The organism is Bradyrhizobium manausense (assembly GCF_018131105.1).
Lineage (GTDB): Bacteria > Pseudomonadota > Alphaproteobacteria > Rhizobiales > Xanthobacteraceae > Bradyrhizobium > Bradyrhizobium manausense_B.
The window spans coordinates 725,791-744,606 of sequence record NZ_JAFCJI010000002.1 but is presented as its reverse complement, the minus strand read 5'-3'; the positions used below and the strand labels follow the sequence as shown (position 1 = coordinate 744,606).

Below are 18,816 nucleotides of genomic sequence, written 5' to 3'. Positions count from 1 at the left end.
AGATAACCCATGATGCTCGAGGGATGGCGCTGGTACGGACCGAATGATCCGGTTTCCCTGGACGACGTCAGGCAGGCCGGCGCGAGCGACATCGTCTCGGCGCTGCATCAGGTGCCGATCGGCGAGGCCTGGACGCGCAAGGCGGTCGAGGAGCGCAAGAATTTCATCGAGAACGGCCAGCCCGGCCGCTCGCAATTGACCTGGTCGGTGGTGGAATCGGTTCCGATCCCCGACGACGTCAAACGTCTTGGCGGCAAAGCGACGAAGTCGATCGAGGCCTGGATCGCGAGCCTGGAAGCGGTCGCTGCGTCAGACATCAAGATCATCTGCTACAATTTCATGCCCGTGGTCGACTGGTGCCGCACGGATCTCGAATGGGAATTGCCGAACGGCGCACGCGCCCTGCGCTTCGATCAGGACCGGTTTGCGGCGTTCGAGCTTCACATTCTGGAGCGACCGGCCGCACGTCAGGAATATTCGCCCGAGCAGCAGGCGTGCGCCAAGAAGCTGTTCGACCAGATGAGCCAAGCCGATATCGACTATCTCGTCATGGTGATCGCCAGCGCGCTGCCGGGCTCGACCACCGAGCCGATGACCATTCCGCAATTCCGCGACAAGCTGGACGCCTATCGCGACATCACGCCAAAGATCCTGCGGCAGCATCTCGCTGAATTCCTGGCCCGCGTCGCCCCGGTCGCCGAGCAACTCGGCGTATCCTTGCCCCTGCACCCGGATGATCCGCCGCGGCCGCTGTTTGGCCTGCCGCGTATCGCCTCCACGGCAGAGGACTACCAGGCGCTGTTCGATGCTGTGCCGTCAAAGGCCAACGGCATCTGCCTGTGCACCGGCTCGCTCGGCGTGCGTGCCGAGAACGATTTGCCCGCAATGGCCGAACGCTTCGGCCCGCGCATCGCCTTTGCCCATCTGCGCGCGACCAGGCGCGAGGCCGATGGTGTGTCCTTCCACGAGTCCGACCATCTCGACGGCGACGTCGACATGATTGCGGTGCTGAAGGCGCTCTTGAAGGAGAACGCGCGGCGGCCACCGGACAGGAGAATTGTGTTCCGACCTGATCACGGCCACCGCATGCTCGACGATCTCGCCGCCACCAAGCGCACCAATCCCGGCTATACTGCGATCGGCCGCCTCCGCGGTCTCGCCGAGCTCCGTGGCGCAATTCGCGCGATCGGGCATCGATAGGGATCTGCTGCGGCGGATGAGCAGAGGTAAGAGATGCGCCTGACAGAGTGTCACAACTTCCACGACTTCCGGCGGCTGGCGCAGAGCCGGCTGCCCGGCCCGATCTTTGATTATATCGACGGCGGGGCCGACGACGAGACGACCCTCCGCCGCAACAGCGCCAGCTTCGAGCATTGCGATCTCTTGCCCAACGTGCTGCGCGGCGTGCAGCAGGTCGACCTCTCGGTGACAGTCATGGGCCAGAAGCTCGCGCAGCCGTTCTATTGCTCGCCGACCGCCTTGCAGCGGCTGTTTCATTATGATGGCGAGCGTGCGGTCGCCGCTGCGGCTGCGAAATTTGGCACCATGTTCGGTGTCTCCTCGCTTGGCACCGTGAGCCTGGAGGAATTGCGCAGGGCCTATGATACGCCGCAGGTCTATCAATTCTACTTCCACCGGGATCGCGGCCTCAACCGCGCCATGATGCAGCGCGCCAGGGAGGCGGGCGTCGAGGTGATGATGCTGACGGTCGACAGCATCACCGGCGGAAATCGCGAGCGCGATCTGCGCACCGGGTTCAGCATTCCCTTCCGCCTGACGCTTCCCGGCATGCTGCAGTTCGCGATCAAGCCGCGGTGGGGCATTGATTACGTCACCCACGAGAAGTTCCGGCTGCCGCAACTGGACGAGCATGTCGACATGGGCGGCGGCACCATGTCGATCGGCCGCTATTTCACCGAGATGCTCGACCCCGCGATGAACTGGGACGACGTTGCGGAGATGGTGAAGACCTGGAGCGGGCCGTTTTGCCTGAAGGGGATCATGTCGGTGGAAGACGCGCGCCGCGCGGTCGACATCGGCTGCGCGGGGATCGTCCTGTCAAATCATGGCGGCCGCCAGCTCGACGGCTCCCGTTCGGCTTTCGATCAGCTTGCCGAAATTGTCGATGCCGTGGGCGACCGCATCGACGTGATGATGGATGGCGGAATTCAGCGCGGAACGCATGTCTTGAAAGCGCTGTCGCTCGGGGCCAAGGCTGTGGGGCTAGGGCGTTATTATCTCTATCCGCTCGCGGCCGCCGGCCAACCTGGCGTCGAACGGGCCCTCGGCCTGCTGCGCGCCGAGCTCGAGCGCGGCATGAAGCTGATGGGCTGCAATTCGGTCAGCCAGCTCTCGCGCGCCAATCTGCGTTTCAGGTAGCGCGCCCGCATCAATAGCAGGCGGCCATCGCGCCGAGCTTGGGATAGAGCTTGTCGATTGCCGCGATCTCACTTTGCATCTGGCCAATGATCCAATCGCGGATCTCGGCGGCGATGGGACGCATCGGTCGGTTGCGCGGCGGCAGGAATTCGCAGATGCGGCGCGTGGTGGTGAGCCGGTCGGAGGCGGGGACCAGTGCGCCGGTCAATAGCCAATGCGAGGCAACCGTCAACCAGCCGAGCGCGATGCCCTGGCCGAGCAGGGCGGCCTGCACCACGACGGCATAATCGGTGAAGCTCAGCCCCTTGGCCGCACCGCGCCGCCCGGTGAGCAGCGAAGCGTAGTCCGCGGCCCAATCGCCCGGCGTCTCCGCAAGGCGGATGATGGTGTTGCCCTCGGCGGGATCGGTCTCGCCAAGATAGGTGGGGCTGCACATCGGCAGCATCACTTCCTTCATCACCAGCGTGCCGCCGGACGACGGCTCCTCGCGATCGCGAAAGCGCATACCGAGATCGACATTCTCGACCGGCCCGCGCAGCGCGCCTGAGATCAGCTGGAAGCGCAGATCGACCTGCGGAAACTGCTTCTGCAGCTTGTCGATGCGCGGCATCAGCCAGTGCGTGGTGAAAGCGGAGGAGACCGACAGTGTCACCGTCTCCGTGCCCTTGCGGCGCCGCTCGATGTCGACAAGGCCGGTCTCGATGCTGCGAAAGCCTTCGAGCACGCGGCGATAGAGCAGCTCGCCTTCCTCTGTCAGCACCGCGCGGCCCGCCTTACGGTCGAACAGGCGGACGCCTAGATGCTCCTCGAATTGCCCGAGCATGCGGCTCACTGCCGGCTGCGTGACATTCAGTTCGGCGGCTGCGGCCGTGAAGCTGCCATTGCGCGCCGCTGCGTCGAAGACGAACAGGGCGTTACTGGAGGGCAGCATCCGGCGCAGCTCTGGCATAACGTCATGTTATGAGGAGCGTGAGAATTTGGCAATTGCCGGATTTTGCCAACTCTGTTGTCATTGACATGACAGCCTAAAGACAGGGTGTTCGGAGGAAAGATGAGTTGCAGCGCACGCTGCAACCGCGGGTGCCCCAACTCTCTGTCTATAATGCAAGCTTATGGCGCGCAGTGAGGCACGCCATTGCAGGGAACGGGACGAGGTCGATCGTTGGACAAACGAGCGGAAAGCGTCGAGATCAGGTCCGCGAGCAAGGCGTATGGCGCCGTTCGCGCCCTCGACGACGTGTCCCTCAATGTCGGCGCCGGCGAATTCGTTTCGCTGCTCGGCCCGTCCGGCTCCGGCAAGACCACGCTGCTCGGCATTCTGGGCGGCTTCATCCTGCCGACCTCTGGCACCATTCTCTTTGGTGGCCGTGACGTCACCTGGATGCCGCCGCACAAGCGCGACATCGGCGTGGTCTTCCAGAACTACGCGCTGTTCCCGCATATGAGCGTCGGCGAGAACGTCGCCTTTCCGTTGCGCGCCCGCCGTCTGCCGAAAGCGAGCTGGCCCGACAAGGTGCGCGCAGCGCTCGCGATGGTCGGCCTTGCCGGCTACGAGGAACGCGGCATCGCGCAACTTTCCGGCGGCCAGCGTCAGCGCGTGGCGCTGGCGCGCGCCATGATCTTCGAGCCGCAGCTGATCCTGATGGACGAGCCGCTCTCCGCGCTGGACAAGCAGCTGCGCGAATCCATGCAGATCGAGCTGCGCGCGCTGCATCGGCGCATCGGCGCCACCATCATCTATGTCACCCATGACCAGCGCGAGGCGCTGACCATGAGCGACCGCGTCGCTGTCATGAAGGACGGTCGCCTGATCCAGATCGACGCGCCCGAGCGGCTGCACGATCATCCCGCGGATTCCTTTGTCGCAAGCTTTATTGGCGAGGCGACGATGCTGCCGGTGCGCCGCGTCGACGCCTCCAGCGTCGCGCTCGGCAACGCGTTGCTGCGCAGCGCCCGCGCCATTCCCGACGGCGATGCACTGATGCTCGCCGTGCACAGCGAAAAGCTGCTGATCGACGACGGCGCGCAGGATGGCGCCTGCAATCGGCTCACAGGCACTGTCACCGACATCGTCTACCAGGGCGAGAGCCTGCGTATCTTCCTTTCGCTTGCCGACGGCATCGCGCTCAGCCTGCGCCAGCCGAGCTACCACCAGGCGTACAGCCGCATTCCGCCGCTTGGCGGCAGCCTCACCGTCACCCTTCACCCCGAGGACACCATCGTCGTGCCGAGAGTGGACTGAAGAGGGTGGACTAAACCTTGTTGCAACCTGAGAGAAGAAGACCATGTCGACCCAAGCCGCGTTCAGCAATTTCAAGGTTTTGACCTTTGACGTCGTCGGTACCCTGATCGATTTCGAAACCGGTGTGCTCTCCGCGGTGCGCAGGATCTCGGGCAAGACGCCGGCCGAGCTCAGCGACGAGCAGATTTTCGAGCCCTACAAGCGCGGCCGCGACAAGCATTACGAGCGCTCCAGCGAGGTGATGTTCCACGTCTATCGCCATCTCGCCACCGAGCTCGGGTTGCCCGCAGACGATGCGTCCTGTGACGTGTTCCAGCTCTCGGTGCTGCGCTGGGGTCCGTTCGCAGACTCGGTCGAGGCGCTCAAACGCTTGCGCACGAAGTTTCGCCTGGTGGCGATGACCAATGCCGATCGCGTCGCGCTGTCGTGCTACGCGCATGCGCTCGGCAATCCCTTCGACGACACCGTCTGCGCCGACGACACGGGCGTTGCAAAACCCAATCCGGAGTTCTTTGCCTACAACAAGGGACGCCAATCGGCGTTCGGCTACAAGCAGTCCGACATTCTCCACGTGGCACAAAGCCAGTACCACGACATCGGGATTGCGCGGAAGCTCGGCTACAAGGTGTGCTGGATCGAGCGCCGTCAGGGCGTTGCTGGCTTCGGCGGCACGCCAGCGGTCGAGACATTGACAAGGCCGGACTTCCACTTCCCGACGCTGAAGGCGCTGGCCGACGCTGCTATCGGCCCGGCTTAAGCGATGAGCGCGGGCATGACACGGGACTGGAGCGCGCTGCCATCGACCAATTCGCTGTGGGAAGCCACGGCGGAGTCGGCGCGCGACTTTCCCGTGCTGTCCGGTGCGCAACAAGCGGACGTGGTGATCATCGGCGCCGGCTACACGGGCTTGTCCGCTGCGCACCACATCGCCAGGAGCGGCCTCGCGCCGGTTGTGCTCGAAGCCAACCGTCCCGGCTGGGGCGCGAGTGGCCGCAATGGCGGCGTGATCACCGCAAAGTTTCGGCTGTCGTTTCGCGAGATCGATTCCGTGCATGGTCGCGCGATGGCGAAGCGGATGTATGAGATCGCGCATGAATCGACTGACATGGTCGAGGAGCTGGTTTCCGAATTCGGTGTCGCCAGCGCGAACCTCGTGCGTACCGGCCAGGTCAAGGCCGCGCATAACGAGATCACGCTCAAGGCGGCGATCGACGAAGCCAATTGGATGACGCGCGAGATGGGCTCCGCCGAGGTTCGCATCCTCGACAAAAGCGGCGTGCGTGACGAAACCGGCTCCGACATCTTTGTCGGCGGCGTGCTCAATCCAGGCTCGGGCGGTATCCATCCGCTGAATTATCTGCGCGGTCTCGCCGATGGCGTGGCGCGCCGCGGCGTTCCGATTTTCCAGGAATCGCCGGTGATCAAGCTGCGGCGGGAGGGCGACGGCGTTATCGCCGAGACACCGCAAGGCGCGGTCCGCGCCAAACAGGCGATCATCGCCACCAACAGCTATTCCGATCTGACCGGTGCGACTGAGCACCTGCAGCGCACGCTGATCCCGTTCCGCAGTGCTCTCATTGCGACCGAGCAGCTGCCGCGCAATCTCGCCGGAAAACTGATGCCGACGGGGCGCACCTACACCGAGACCAAGCGCATGATGCGCTGGTTCCGCATGGTCGATAACAGAGTGATCTTCGGCGGCCGCGGCGCCTTCGGCAAGCAGGATTCGCAGGCCGCCTTCGACGCGCTGCGCAAAGCCATGGTCGGCATTTTCCCTGATCTCGCCGATGTCCCGCTTGCCTACAAATGGTCCGGCCTCGTGGCGATGACGCTGGACTCGGTGCCGCATATCGGCCGGATCGACGATCGCACGCTGGTGTCGATGGGCTACAACGGCGCGGGCGTTGCGATGTCGAGCCTGATGGGGCGCTACCTCGCCGCCTACGTCCGCGGCGAGACGCCTGATGTCGGCCTGCTCCACGTCAGCCGCATGAAACCCATTCCGTTCTATCCGCTGCGCGAGCCCGCCGTGCGCATGGTCGCCGGTTGGTACCAGTTTCTCGATGCGATCGGTCAGTGAGATTCATTTGGAGGAGGCGAGGATGACAATGAAGCAGAATTTTGGATTGGGCTGCGCGCTGCTGGGCGCGATGGGATTGACCACCTCGGCGACTGCCGCCGAGCAGATCACCTTCGTCTCGCAGGGCGGCGCCTATCAGCAGGCGCAGACGGTGGCGATCCTCGATCCCTCCGCCAAGAAGCTCGGCATTACCATCAACCAGGATTCGATTCCGGACGCCTGGCCCGCGATCAAGACGCAGGTCGGCAGCGGCAAGCCGATCTGGGACGTCGTCGACACCCCCACCGGCTATTGCCTGCGTGGCGGCGAGCAGGGCCTGATCGAAAAGCTCGATTTCTCCAAGATCCCGAACGCGGCGGCGATGCCGGAGGCCTATCGTAGTCCTTATTCGGTGTCCTACGAGTTCTATTCCAGTGTGCTGGCCTACAGCCAGAAGACCTTCCCGAAGGACGCGCCGAACAGCTGGGCCGATTTCTGGGACGTCAAGAAATTCCCCGGCCGCCGCGCGCTGCGCAATCACCCGATTGCGACGCTCGAGGCAGCGCTGATGGCCGACGGCGTCGCGCCCGACAAGCTTTATCCGCTCGACGTCGATCGCGCCTTCAAGAAGCTGGAGGAGATCAAGCCCAACATCACGGTGTGGTGGACCTCGGGCGCGCAGTCGGCGCAGCTTCTCAATGACGGCGAGGTTGACATGGAGATGGCCTGGAACGGCCGCGTCAGCGCGGTCGCCAAAGAGGGTGCCAAGGTCGCCTTCACCTACAACCAGGGCATTCTGCAGAGCACCTCGCTCTGCATCCTCAAGGGCGCGCCGAATTTCGACACCGCGGTGAAATTCCTCAACGAGGCCGTCGATCCCGTGCACCAGGCCAATCTGCCGCTCAACATCGATTACGGTCCGGGCAATCCCAAGGCATTCGAGACCAGCGTGATCAAGCCCGAACGCGCCGCGCAATTGCCGAGCGAGCCGGCCAATGCGGCGAAGCAGGCGCTGATGTCCTACGCCTGGTGGTCGTCGCCCGCGGGCGAAGCCGCCGAGAAGCGCTGGGCATCGTTCATGCAGAAGTGAGCGAGGCCGCGCCGATGACTTCAGGGCCCGATCCATCGCAAAAGCATCAGCGCCGTGAGCACGGCCTGATGCTGGCGCTGGTGTCGCCGGCGCTGCTCGTGATTCTGCTCCTGATCGTACTGCCGGTCGGGTGGCTCGCCTGGCAGTCGATCTACCATGACGGCCTTACGCTGGAGAACTATCGCCGCGTGTTCACTGAGGACATCTACTGGCGCAGTTTTGCGCTGACCTTCGAGATCAGCCTCGCGGTCACTGTCATCGCGCTGCTGCTCGGCTATCCCGTGGCTTATCTCGCCAATTCGGTCTCGAAGGGCTGGAGCATCCTGATCCTGTCGCTGGTGGTGCTGCCGTTCTGGACGTCAGTGCTGGTGCGCGCCTATGCGTGGTTGGCGCTGCTCCAGCGCACCGGCGTGATCAACCAGTTCCTCCGCTATCTCGATGTGATCTCCGAGCCGCTGGCCATGGTCCACAACACCTTCGGTACGGTGGTCGCCACCGTGCACATCCTGCTGCCGTTCATGGTGCTGCCGCTCTACGCGACCATGCAAAAGATCCCCGGCGATCTCATGCAGGCCGGCGCCAGCCTCGGCGCGAGCCCGTCGCTCACCTTCTTCCGCGTGTTCCTGCCGCTGTCGCTGCCGGGCGTGCTCGCGGGATGCACCATGGTGTTCGTGCTTTGCCTCGGCTTCTACATCACGCCGGAATTGCTCGGCGGCGGTCGCACCGTGATGGTGTCGATGCTGGTGAGCCGCAATGTCGAGCTCTACAACCAGTTTGGCGCGGCGAGCGCGGTCGCGGTCGTGCTGCTGCTCAGCGTGCTTGCGATCTTCTTCGCCGTCAGCCGCTTCATCTCGCTCGATCGCGTGTTGGGGCAGAAATGACCCGCATCTCTCCCGCACGCGTCGCTCTCTATGTGATCAGCGCGCTGGTGCTGATCTATCTGATCTTGCCCGTGCTGATCATCGCGCCGATCTCGTTCTCCAGTGCGCGCTTCCTGACCTTCCCGCCGCCGTCCTTCTCGCTGCGCTGGTATGAGCAATATTTTGCCAATTCCGCCTGGATGCAGGCGACGCGGGTGACGCTGACGGTCGCGCTCTTCACGGTTGTGATCGCAACCCCGTGTGGCGTCGCTGCCGCCTACGCCATCAGCCAGTCAAAACTTCGGGTCATGCGCGTGATCCATATGGCGCTGCTGTTGCCGCTGGTGGTGCCGATCATCATCACCGCGGTCGGGATATTCTTCGTCTATGCCAGAGTCGGCCTGGTCGCGACCATGCCCGGCCTCGTGCTGGCGAATGTGATGCTGGGCCTGCCCTACGTCGTCATCTCGGTGCTCGCGGGACTACAGAGTTTTGACCCGGCGCAGGAAATGGTGGCGCGCAGCCTCGGCATGAACCGGCTGCGCAGCTTCTTTGCGGTGACGCTGCCGCAGATCAAGTCCAGCGTTGTCGCCGGCGGCATCTTCGCCTTCATCTCGGCGATGGATGAGACCATTGTCGCGCTGTTCATCTCCGGCGGCCAGTATCAGCCGCTGACCAAGCGCATGTTCACCGCGCTGCGTGATGAGATCGATCCGACGATTGCCGCGATCTCGACGCTGATGACGGCGGCGTCGTTCATGCTGGTGCTGGCTGCGAGCGCGCGGCAGAAGAGGAGTGGGTGAGGGGTGGCCGCTCCGTTCTCGGTGTCATCGCCCGACTTGATCGGGCGATCCAGTACTCCGAGACAGTTGTGAGTCCTCGATGGGCCGCGGCGTACTGGATGCCCCGGTCAAGCCGGGGCATGACAGTTGGGGTATAGCGGCCTTACCCCTTCTCCCCCAACCAAGCCAAGATCATCTCCACGATCTGCGTCCTGCTCTTCGCCAGCACCTTCGGCTCGCTCAAGTCCCGGTCGAACAGCGCGCCGAACGTGTGGCGGTTGGCGACGCGGAAGAAGCAGTAGGAGGAGATGGCCAGATGCAAATCGATGGCGTCGACGTCGTTGCGGAAGGCACCTTCCGCGCGGCCGCGCTTGAGGATGCCGTCCAGCGTCGCGATGACGCTGGCGTTGAGCTGGCGCAGCTGCAAATTCTGCTTGAGGTGCTTGCCGTGGTGGATGTTCTCGATCGAGACGAGGCGGATGAAGTTCGGATTGCGCTCATCGTGGTCGAAGGTCGCCTCGATCAGCCGGCGCAGACCCTCGCGTGCGTCGCAGCTGGCGATGTCGAGCTGGTCCTCCAGCGCGCGGATGGTGCGATAGGCCTCCTCCAGCACCGCGAGGTAGAGCTGCTCCTTGCCGCCGAAATAGTAATAGATCATCCGCTTCGACGTGCGCGTCCGCGCCGCGATCGCGTCGACGCGGGCGCCGGAATAGCCCTCTGAGGCGAATTCAGCCATCGCCACTTCGAGGATGTCGCGCTTGGTGCGCTCGGGGTCGTTGGTGCGCTTCGATGGGGGTGGCATGCGCTTGAGCATCACTGTTTCTCCCGCCCGTTCTATGGATCACATTGAAGGTGAAGGCAAATTTCGCCCAATCCGGCGATTTTAGACGCGACCTTGCATAAACGTACTAGTTCGTACATTATGGGATGAAACCAAGGTTGCGGCAACCAAAAGCAAAAAACGCGCGCACGGCCAGACGGCCATGACGCGAACCGCGACCGCCATCGCACACGGGGAGGAATTTTGATGAGCTTGACCTCAACTGCATCGCTGCACGCGCCATCAGGCACGGAGACCACACAAAACAGGCTGCCGAAGCGCGCCGCGCTCGTCAGCTTCGTCGGCAGCATGCTCGAATACTACGACTTCTTCATCTACGGCACCGCGGCCGCGCTGATCTTTCCAAAAGTGTTCTTTGCCAACGTCGACCCGTCGACCGGCACCCTGCTCGCGCTGCTGTCGTTCGGCATCGGCTATATCGCGCGGCCCGTCGGCGCGGTCATCCTCGGTCATTTCGGCGACCGCATTGGCCGCAAGACGGTGCTGCTGTTCACGCTGGTGATCATGGGCGCCTCGACGCTCGCCATCGGCCTGCTGCCGGATGCCAAGACCATCGGCAACGCCGCGCCGATCATCCTGACGCTGCTGCGGCTGTTGCAGGGCCTGTCGGCGGCCGGCGAGCAGAGCGGGGCGAACTCGCTGACATTGGAGCACTCCGCCAATTCGAACCGCGCCTTCTTCACGAGCTGGACGTTGAGCGGCACCCAGGCCGGCGCGATCCTGGCGACGCTGGTGTTCATTCCCGTCTCCAGCATGCCGGAAGATCAATTGCTGAGCTGGGGCTGGCGCATTCCGTTCCTGCTGTCCGCGCTGGTGCTGCTGGTCGCCTATCTGGTGCGGCGAACCATGCCCGAAACGCCCGTGTTCGAAGACATCAAGGACAAGGCGCAGGTGGCGCGTTTTCCTGTCGTTGCGCTGCTGCGTGATTATTGGCCCGACGTGTTGCGCGTGATCGTCTGCGCGCTGATTGCGACCGTCAGCACCATGACCGCGGTGTTTGCGCTCGGCTATGCCACCAGCAAGTTCGGCGTCGCCCGTCCGACCATGCTGTGGGCCGGCGCGCTCGGCAACGTCGTCGCGTTGTTCGCCCAGCCTTGCTGGGCCTTGCTGGCGGACAGAATCGGCCGCAAGCCGGTATTCATCGGTGGCGTGCTCGGTTGCGCCGTGCTGCTGTTCCCCTATTTCATGCTGGTGACCTCGGGCAGCACGCCCGCGATCATCACTGCTGCGATTGGCCTGTACATCATCTACTCCGCGCCGAACGCGATCTGGCCGTCGTTCTATGCGGAGATGTTCGAAGCGCGCGTGCGCTATTCCGGCACCGCGATCGGCACGCAGCTCGGCTTCCTCGCTGCCGGCTTCACGCCGCTGGTGAGCGCGAGCCTGGTCGGTGAGGGCCCGAACGGCTGGGTCCCGGTTGCGATCTTCGTCGGCGGCTGCTGCGTCGCATCGGCCTTGGCGGCAATGACCGCGCGCGAAACCCACAAGGTCGACATCGCCGACCTCGGCAAGCGGCGCGCGTGAGCGAAAGACAGGACATGATCGCATGCTGACCAACGCCGTTCAGACCACGCTCGGCCCGATCATTGGGGCCGAGCAGGGGCACGTCCGCGCCTTCAGGGGCGTGCCGTTCGCGACCGCGCGGCGCTTTGCCAGGGCGACGCCGCCGCTCGCGTGGACGGAGCCGCGACGGTGCACGGATTACGGTGCCTATGCGCCGCAGCCCGGGCATCTCGATCACGGCGAGGAATCCTGTCTCAGCCTGAACATCTGGGCACCGGTCGGGGCGAAGCGCCCGCTGCCGGTGTTGTTCTTCATCCACGGCGGCGCGTTCGTCACCGGCGGCGGCGCCGATTATGACGGCGCGTTTCTCGCTGCGCATGGCCCGGCCGTCATCGTCACCATCAACTACCGGCTCGGCCCGCTTGGCTTCCTGCAGCTGCATCGGCACGGCTTGGGCGAGGCCAACAATCTCGCGATCTCGGATTCGCTTGCCGCGCTCGACTGGGTGCACGCCAACATCGCCAATTTTGGCGGCGATCCAAACCAACTGACGCTCTCGGGCCAGTCAGCAGGCGCGTCCCTGGTGATTGCGCTGGCGACGTTGCCGCAGGCCAGGGGCAAGTTCGCTCGCGCGATGGCGCTGAGTGCGCCGGGCCGCAACATCATGAGCGCCGACCACGCCGATGTCGTCGCGCGGAGCGTGTTGGCGGAACTCGGGCACGATGCGAGCGCGATCGCATCGGTGCCGCTGGCAAAACTCTTTGCCGCCGTCGAGCGCGTCGGCCGCAGGATTGCGGATGAAACATCGTCAGGCACGGTGTTCGGTCCGGTGCTCGACGGCACCGAGATCCCGCGCGAGCCGCGCGATGTCTTTGCCGAGGGAAGCTTGCGCCACATTCCGCTCTGGCTCGGCTCCTGCCGCGACGAGATGGTGATGTTTCTAAAGAGCACGCCGCCGGCCGCGATGACCCGCACTACCGAGCGCAATGTGCGCGCCACTTTCGGCGATGCCGGCTGGGAGCGCTTGCTGGCCTGCTATCGCGACTCCGCGCGCCGCGACGAGGATCCCTACGAAGCGCTGCTGTCGGATGCGTTCTGGCATCGCCCGATGGCGGATCTCGCACGGAGCCACGCAGACGCCGGCGGCGCGGTGTGGCTGAGCCGGTTCGACCATCGCCCGGCGCTGGAGCCGTTCCTGTCGCAAGGGCCGACGCACGGCGCCGACAATGCGTGCCTCTGGGCGCATCTGCCCGACTTCATCGATCGCCCGATCCTGAAGCGCAAGGGCGGGCCGATGACGCCCGATGATATCGACGTCGCAGCGCGGTTTCAGACGAGCCTGCTGCGCTTCGTGACATCGGGTGCGTCTGATGTTGCGGAAGCCTGGCCGCGGTTCGAGCCAGGCCGGGAGCCTCTGGCAGTCTTTGGCCAGCCGTTTCACGTTGTGCCTTTGAATGATGGTGCTCGCTTTCGTCTGTGGACGGAGCTGAGCAATCGGACCAACGACAAGAGCAAAATGCGGGTGGCAGGATAGGCGTTACCTGTAATCTGCTTCACAGGCAGCCGCGCCGATCTGCGCTCGATGAGGTCAGGCCCCGCGTCCGCGCGGCCGGCTTCGGAGCTGGCGATGATTGCTGCACTGGCAAGAGCAATATCCCGCGCGACGGGAACCAATGTCGACATCGAAACGCTGAAGATCCTCGCGATCTTCTCGGGCGCGGGCCTGCTGGTCTCGCTTGTGGCCGCGATGATCTACGGACAGGCATTCAACGTCGCTCTGTTCTGAGCGCGTTGCGATCCGTCAGGCCACCGGCTCCTTGGGACGGCTCTGCTCACGCGGCGCCAGCGGCGGCGCGCGCTTAAGCGGAGCAGTTTCGCGTGGCGCGGCATTACTGCCCGCGGCGTGCTCGACCGGCGCCGGGCCGGTGTCGCGATAGGCGACAATCCAGATCAGAAAGCCCAGGACCGCCAGGGCGGCACCGACCGGACCGGTGGACGTCCAGCCCAGCCCCTGGCGAATGGCAAGGCCGCCGAGGAAGGGGCCGAGCGCATTGGCGGTATTGAACGCCGAATGGTTGAGTGCGGCCGCGAGCGCCTGTGCGTCCCCCGCGACATCCATCAGCCGCGTCTGCAGCACGGCACCGAGTGCGACGCTGGCGCCGATCGCGAAAATGTCGATCGCGAGCAGCCAGGGATTGCCAGCGACGAGCGGAAATACCAGCAGGGCCACGGCCGCAAACAGCAGGATGGCACCCGCCGTCGGCATCAGTGCGCGGTCGGCAAAGCGCGGCACGAACAGGTTGCCGAGCGTGGCGCCGATACCGAAGATCGCCAGGAAGAACGGGATGACCTCGGTGCTGACCTTGGTGACCTCGATCAATGTCGTCGCGAGATAGGTATAGACGGCGAACGTGCCGCCGAAGCCGATGGCGCTGATCGCGAGGGTCGTCCAGACGCGGCGGCTTTTGAGCGCGCCGAGTTCGCGCAGCGGATCCGACCGGCCGGCCTGGTCGCGCGGCGCGAACAGCGCGCACAGCAGAACGGTGAGCAAGGCCAGCACCGACACGAAGCCAAAACTCGCACGCCAGCCGACCGCCTGGCCGATCAGATTGGCAAGGGGGACGCCGATGATGGTGGCGACGGTCAGGCCCAGCATCACCTGGCCAACCGCTTGCGAGCGGCGATGTTGGGGAACGAGCGAGGCCGCAACCAGCGCGGCGATGCCGAAATAGGCGCCGTGGGGCAGGCCCGAGAGGAAGCGGGCCGCGATCATCGCCCCAAAACTGGGTGCCATCGCAGTCAGGGCGTTGCCGAGCGCGAACACCGCCATCAGTGCCAGCAATTGCGTGCGTCGGGCGAACTTCGCGCCGAGCACGGCGATCAGCGGCGCGCCCAGCACCACGCCGAGCGCGTAGGCGCTGATTGCATGTCCGGCCGTCGGCTCGTCGATATGAAGGTCGGCCGCGAAGAACGGCAGCAGGCTCATCGATGCGAATTCGGTGGTTCCGATCGCAAAGCCGCCCATCGCGAGCGAGAACAGGACGATGGCGAGATGAGGAGGTGCTGAAGCGCGAGGCGAAGTCGCGTGAGGCGGGGTCGTCATGTGTCCTGCATGGGTGACGGCAACGGGAACCAGTCCAGCGAACGTCACCACCCCTGCAGTCTTTGTCTCACCTACTTAAACGCGTATGGGTTCGCGTCAACACCGGTCGCGCCACGTAAGGCGGCGCGCATATCAGCGTCCCGGTTTGGTGGGGGCATCTGCGTCAATGCGTCTCGTGAAACCGGCTCAGGAACGTCTTCAGCCGTTCGCTGCGCGGCTGGCGAATGGTTTCCTCGGGCGTCCCGATCTCGGCCATGATGCCGTCGTTCATGAAGCCGACACGCGTCGAGACGTCGGCGGCGAAGGCCATCTCGTGCGTGACGAGCACCATGGTCATGCCTTCGGCGGCAAGGCTGCGGATGACGGAGAGGACTTCGCCGACCAACTCGGGGTCGAGCGCAGAGGTCGGTTCGTCGAACAGCATGACCTCAGGCTTCATAGCGAGTGCGCGGGCGATCGCGACGCGCTGCTTCTGGCCTCCGGACAGACGACTCGGGAATGCACCGGCCTTGTCGGCAAGGCCGACCTTGGCGAGCAGATCGCGGCCGAGTTCGTTGGCCTCGCTCTGTGCCATGCCCTTCACCTGCACCGGACCTTCGGTGACGTTTGACAGTACCGACATGTGCGGGAACAGATTGAAGTGCTGGAACACCATGCCGACGCTACGCCGGAGCAGTGCAAGCTGTGCATCGCCTGCGGGGCGGACGCCCCTGCCGAAAGAAAATTTGTGGGTGCCGATGGCAAGTTCGCCCTGTTGCGGCATTTCCAGCAGGTTCAGGCAGCGCAGGAAGGTCGACTTGCCGGAGCCGGAGGCGCCGATCAGGGTGACGACCTCCCCGCGTGCGACCGAGAGCGAAACGCCCTTGAGCACCTGGTGATCGCCGAACGCCTTGTGGATATTGCTTGCGATCAGGGCATTCATCGATGCGCCCCCATCCGCAATTCAACCCGGTCAGCGACCAGCGTCAGCGGGAATAGCACCACGAAATAGAGCACGGCGATCGTGGTGTAGACCTCAAGCGGTTTGTAGCTCGCCGCAGTGATGACCGTGCCCTGATAGAGGAGATCTCCGACCGCGACCACCGACACCAGCGAGGTGTTCTTCAGCTGCATGATGGTCTGGTTGATGAAGGAGGGGATCATCACCTGGGTTGCCTGCGGCAACACGATGCGGCGGAAGATCTTGCCGCGGCGCATGCCGATGGCGCGGCCGGCTTCCCACTGGCCGGTGTCGACCGCCTCGATGCCGCCGCGGAAGATTTCCGCGTAGAATGAGCCGGCGTAGAGCGACAGCGCGATGAAGCACGCCATCGCCGGCGACATGTCGACACCGATCAGAACGGGCAGGGCATAGTAGACCCAGATCAGCTGCACCAGCAGCGGCGTGCAGCGAAACACTTCGATATAGAGACGCAGCGGCACCGTGATCCAACGCGGTGCCGTCGTGCGCAGGATGCCGACGAACAATCCGATGGCGAGACCCGCGACCACCGTGGTCACCGTATAGAACAGCGTGACCAGGAGCCCTTGCCAGATCAGGCCCCAATACGGTTTGAGCGCCGCGAAGTCCCAAACGTACATCGATCAGAACTGCACTTCGGGCGGAAGATCGTCGGCGGTGAGGCCGACGGCTTCGAAGCCTTTCAGCATCCATTCGCGGGTCTGGCCCATCGATCGGTTGTAATCGGCCCAGGCGCTGAGGAAATCCTTGTAGCGGCGGTCGCTCTCGGCGCGGATGCCCATGTTGGTCGGCAGTGTCAGCAGCGGGCGCGGGATGGCGAGATCGCCGAGGTTCGGATTCTTCTTCAGAGTCGAGACCGACAGCACAGCGAGCGAGACGTTGCAGTCGGCGCGTCCCGTCGCCACCGCGAGGATCGCCTCGTCACGGTTCTTGAAGCCGAGGATGTTGGCCTTCGGGCAATAGCGGCGCGCGATGGTCTCGTGGGTCGAGCCGATATCGACGGCGATCTTGACCTCGGGCTTGTTGAGATCGGCCCAGGTCTGCGGCTTGGCAAAGCCCTTCTTGGTGATGACGGTGAAGGAGTGCACCAGGATCGGCGTCGAGAAGTCGATGACCAGCGCGCGTTCCGGCGTCGGGTTAACGGCGAAGGCGAGGTCGACCTTGTCGGCCTGCAGGTCGAGGATCTGGTTGCCCCAGGTCGATTCCAGCGTTTCGAGCTTGGCGCCGAGTTTGCTGGCGATGTCCTTGGCCATCTCGATGCAGGCGCCCGACCACTCGTTGGTGGCGAGGTCCTTATGGAAGTAAGGCTCCTGGCCGACAATGACGGCGACGCGGAGCACGCCATTCTTCTTGATGCGATCGAGCGTGGAGGTCGGTGCGTCGGCTTTGGCCGAGCCGCTTGCGGCGGCCATCGCTGCGCCCGCGAGCGCGACAGTGGTGAGAGCATCCCTGCGATTCATCGTCTCTGTCTCCCTTGGAATTTTGGGTCGGATCGTCTCCGGCCACTGGACTATTTCTGTATTCAGGATAAAATGCAATACGGTATTTCAGATAGCTGTCCATTTGGGCGGCAAGGCAGAAATGAGCCCAATATCCTGGCAGGATTGCGAAAATTCCTGAAGATCAGGGATTGCAAATCGCATTCAAGTCTGAATACAACGCTGAACGCTATTTGAATGTGAGTTCAAGGAGAGGCCTGTGCGCGCCCTATTCGTCGATGCGAACGAGACCCTGGCAGCGGTGACTGACAAGCTCCTGGTCGCGCAGAATCTACCTGTCAGCATCCATCGCAATCCCTCCATCAAACCTGACGAGCTTCCTGGCCTGCTCGGCGATGCCGAGATCATGATCGTGGATCACACGGCCGTGCCGACGGTGATTGCGGCGAAGTGCGCGAAGCTGAAGCACGTCGTCTTCCTCGGCACCGGCGCGCGCAGCTATATGAATCCGGAAGAGCTCGCTGAGCGCGGCGTCTCCGTGCACACCATCAAAGGCTATGGCGACACGGCCGTGGCCGAATGCGCGATCGCGCTGATGTGGGCGTCGGCCAAGAGCTTTGGGGAGATGGACCGCGGCATGCGCGAGGGCAACTGGCTGCGCCGCGACGCCGTGCAACTCACCGGCAAGACGCTTGGCCTGATCGGCTTTGGCGGCATCGCCGCGGAAGCGGCCCGCATGGCGGCCGGTTGCGGCATGAAGGTGATCGCCTGGAACAGGACGCCGAAGACGCATCCCGGTGTCGAGTTCGTGTCGCTGGAGACGTTGCTGGGGGAGAGCCACGTCATCTCGCTGCATCTCTTGCTCAACGACGAGACCAAGGGCTTTCTGTCGCGCGAGCGCATCGCTCGGATGCGCAAGGGCAGCATTCTGATCAACACCGCGCGCGGCGCCATCGTTGACGAGGACGCGATGTTAGAGGCGCTCCGCTCGGGTCACCTCGCGCATGCCGGCCTCGACGTTTTCACCGTCGAGCCGCTGCCCGCCGGTCACGCCCTGACAAAATTACCGAACGTGACGCTGTCGGCGCACTCGGCGTTCCGCACGCCGGAGGCGAGCGACAACCTCATTGGTGCTGCGCTCGAACACTGCCGCCGCATCATCGCCACCGGCAAGTAAGGACAAAAAGGACATCCCATGTCGGATATCACCCGCATCGACCAGAACGCCCGCCGCAGCCGCGCCTCCGTGTTCGGTGATCTCGTTTTTCTGGCCGGCCAGGTGGCTGATACCAAGACTGCCGACATTATCCAGCAGACAAAAGAAGCATTGGCCAAGGTCGACGACATGCTGGCGCGCGCCGGCACCGACAAGTCGCGCCTGCTCAGCGTGCAGGTCTGGCTCAAGACCATGGACGATTTCGACGCTATGAACGCGGTCTATGATGCCTGGGTCGTGCCCGGTAACACCCCGACCCGCGCCTGCGGCAAGGTCGAGCTCGCCGATCCGGCCTTCCGTATCGAAGTGATCGCGATCGCCGCACGCAAATGAGGGCTCGG

At 64.1% G+C, this 18,816-nt stretch carries 19 protein-coding genes; 13 read left to right on the top strand and 6 right to left on the bottom strand.

Annotated features, from left to right (window positions below):
• The first annotated feature begins 9 nt into the window (after positions 1-9).
• Together uxuA and JQ631_RS23760 are read left to right on the top strand one after the other, a co-directional pair.
• Positions 10-1,200, top strand: coding sequence for a mannonate dehydratase (uxuA, locus tag JQ631_RS23765; protein ID WP_212329878.1), 1,191 nt, complete (start codon positions 10-12; stop codon positions 1,198-1,200).
• A 33-nt stretch (positions 1,201-1,233) separates the two neighbouring features.
• Positions 1,234-2,379 (top strand): alpha-hydroxy acid oxidase, encoded by a 1,146-nt coding sequence (locus JQ631_RS23760; RefSeq protein ID WP_212329869.1) that lies wholly within the window; start codon positions 1,234-1,236, stop codon positions 2,377-2,379.
• 10 nt (positions 2,380-2,389) lie between these two features.
• Here the strand turns inward: JQ631_RS23760 and JQ631_RS23755 are convergent, their stop codons facing one another.
• Entirely contained in the window at positions 2,390-3,328 is a 939-nt protein-coding gene (locus JQ631_RS23755; protein ID WP_212329867.1) for a LysR family transcriptional regulator, read from the bottom strand.
• A 213-nt stretch (positions 3,329-3,541) separates the two neighbouring features.
• Here JQ631_RS23755 and JQ631_RS23750 point away from each other — a divergent pair, with 213 nt between their 5' ends.
• Genes JQ631_RS23750 through JQ631_RS23725 form a run of 6 tightly spaced genes read left to right on the top strand, consistent with a single transcriptional unit; the run spans position 3,542 to position 9,433 of the window.
• Complete coding sequence (locus JQ631_RS23750; protein WP_212329865.1) at positions 3,542-4,621, top strand: ABC transporter ATP-binding protein; 1,080 nt, start codon at positions 3,542-3,544, stop codon at positions 4,619-4,621.
• Positions 4,622-4,664: 43 nt separating this feature from the next.
• Positions 4,665-5,378 (top strand): HAD family hydrolase, encoded by a 714-nt coding sequence (locus JQ631_RS23745; protein ID WP_212329863.1) that lies wholly within the window; start codon positions 4,665-4,667, stop codon positions 5,376-5,378.
• Positions 5,379-5,393: 15 nt separating this feature from the next.
• Positions 5,394-6,701, top strand: a complete 1,308-nt coding sequence (locus JQ631_RS23740; protein ID WP_249160896.1) for an NAD(P)/FAD-dependent oxidoreductase — start codon at positions 5,394-5,396, stop codon at positions 6,699-6,701.
• Positions 6,702-6,723: 22 nt separating this feature from the next.
• Positions 6,724-7,770, top strand: a complete 1,047-nt coding sequence (locus tag JQ631_RS23735) for an ABC transporter substrate-binding protein (RefSeq protein WP_212329859.1) — start codon at positions 6,724-6,726, stop codon at positions 7,768-7,770.
• A 14-nt stretch (positions 7,771-7,784) separates the two neighbouring features.
• The gene (locus JQ631_RS23730; protein ID WP_249160895.1) at positions 7,785-8,651 is read left to right on the top strand and encodes an ABC transporter permease; all 867 of its coding nucleotides are present in this window, start codon (positions 7,785-7,787) and stop codon (positions 8,649-8,651) included.
• Complete coding sequence (locus JQ631_RS23725) at positions 8,648-9,433, top strand: ABC transporter permease (RefSeq protein ID WP_212329857.1); 786 nt, start codon at positions 8,648-8,650, stop codon at positions 9,431-9,433. Before JQ631_RS23730 ends, JQ631_RS23725 begins: the two co-directional genes overlap by 4 nt.
• Positions 9,434-9,575: 142 nt before the next feature.
• On the opposite strand, the gene JQ631_RS23720 is transcribed toward JQ631_RS23725, so the two are convergent.
• Positions 9,576-10,226, bottom strand: coding sequence for a TetR/AcrR family transcriptional regulator (locus JQ631_RS23720; protein ID WP_212329855.1), 651 nt, complete (start codon positions 10,224-10,226; stop codon positions 9,576-9,578).
• Between the two features lie 213 nt (positions 10,227-10,439).
• On the opposite strand from JQ631_RS23720, the gene JQ631_RS23715 reads away from it, so the two are divergent.
• The 3 genes from JQ631_RS23715 (at position 10,440) to JQ631_RS23705 (ending at position 13,542) form a co-directional block, all read left to right on the top strand.
• Positions 10,440-11,777 carry an MFS transporter gene (locus JQ631_RS23715; RefSeq protein WP_212329853.1) on the top strand — a complete coding sequence of 446 codons (1,338 nt, stop codon included), beginning with the start codon at positions 10,440-10,442 and terminating at the stop codon, positions 11,775-11,777.
• Positions 11,778-11,799: 22 nt separating this feature from the next.
• On the top strand, positions 11,800-13,290 hold the full coding sequence (locus JQ631_RS23710) for a carboxylesterase/lipase family protein (protein ID WP_212329851.1): 1,491 nt from the start codon (positions 11,800-11,802) through the stop codon (positions 13,288-13,290).
• Between the two features lie 93 nt (positions 13,291-13,383).
• Entirely contained in the window at positions 13,384-13,542 is a 159-nt protein-coding gene (locus JQ631_RS23705) for a hypothetical protein (RefSeq protein WP_212329849.1), read from the top strand.
• Between the two features lie 15 nt (positions 13,543-13,557).
• Here JQ631_RS23705 and JQ631_RS23700 read toward each other — a convergent pair whose 3' ends face one another.
• The 4 genes from JQ631_RS23700 to JQ631_RS23685 all read right to left on the bottom strand — a co-directional run bounded on the left by JQ631_RS23700 (position 13,558) and on the right by JQ631_RS23685 (position 17,280).
• Positions 13,558-14,859: an MFS transporter gene (locus JQ631_RS23700; protein WP_212329847.1), complete on the bottom strand. Its 1,302-nt coding sequence runs from the start codon at positions 14,857-14,859 to the stop codon at positions 13,558-13,560.
• A 163-nt stretch (positions 14,860-15,022) separates the two neighbouring features.
• A complete protein-coding gene (locus tag JQ631_RS23695; protein WP_212329845.1) occupies positions 15,023-15,781 on the bottom strand; it encodes an amino acid ABC transporter ATP-binding protein in 759 nt (252 codons plus the stop codon).
• Entirely contained in the window at positions 15,778-16,440 is a 663-nt protein-coding gene (locus JQ631_RS23690) for an amino acid ABC transporter permease (protein ID WP_212329843.1), read from the bottom strand. Before JQ631_RS23690 ends, JQ631_RS23695 begins: the two co-directional genes overlap by 4 nt.
• 3 nt (positions 16,441-16,443) lie before the next feature.
• On the bottom strand, positions 16,444-17,280 hold the full coding sequence (locus JQ631_RS23685; protein WP_212329841.1) for a transporter substrate-binding domain-containing protein: 837 nt from the start codon (positions 17,278-17,280) through the stop codon (positions 16,444-16,446).
• Between the two features lie 238 nt (positions 17,281-17,518).
• Between JQ631_RS23685 and JQ631_RS23680 the strand changes: the two genes are divergently transcribed.
• Both JQ631_RS23680 and JQ631_RS23675 read left to right on the top strand, forming a co-directional pair.
• A complete protein-coding gene (locus JQ631_RS23680) occupies positions 17,519-18,436 on the top strand; it encodes an NAD(P)-dependent oxidoreductase (RefSeq protein ID WP_212329839.1) in 918 nt (305 codons plus the stop codon).
• A gap of 18 nt (positions 18,437-18,454) precedes the next feature.
• Positions 18,455-18,808: a RidA family protein gene (locus tag JQ631_RS23675; protein WP_212329837.1), complete on the top strand. Its 354-nt coding sequence runs from the start codon at positions 18,455-18,457 to the stop codon at positions 18,806-18,808.
• Positions 18,809-18,816 lie beyond the last annotated feature (8 nt).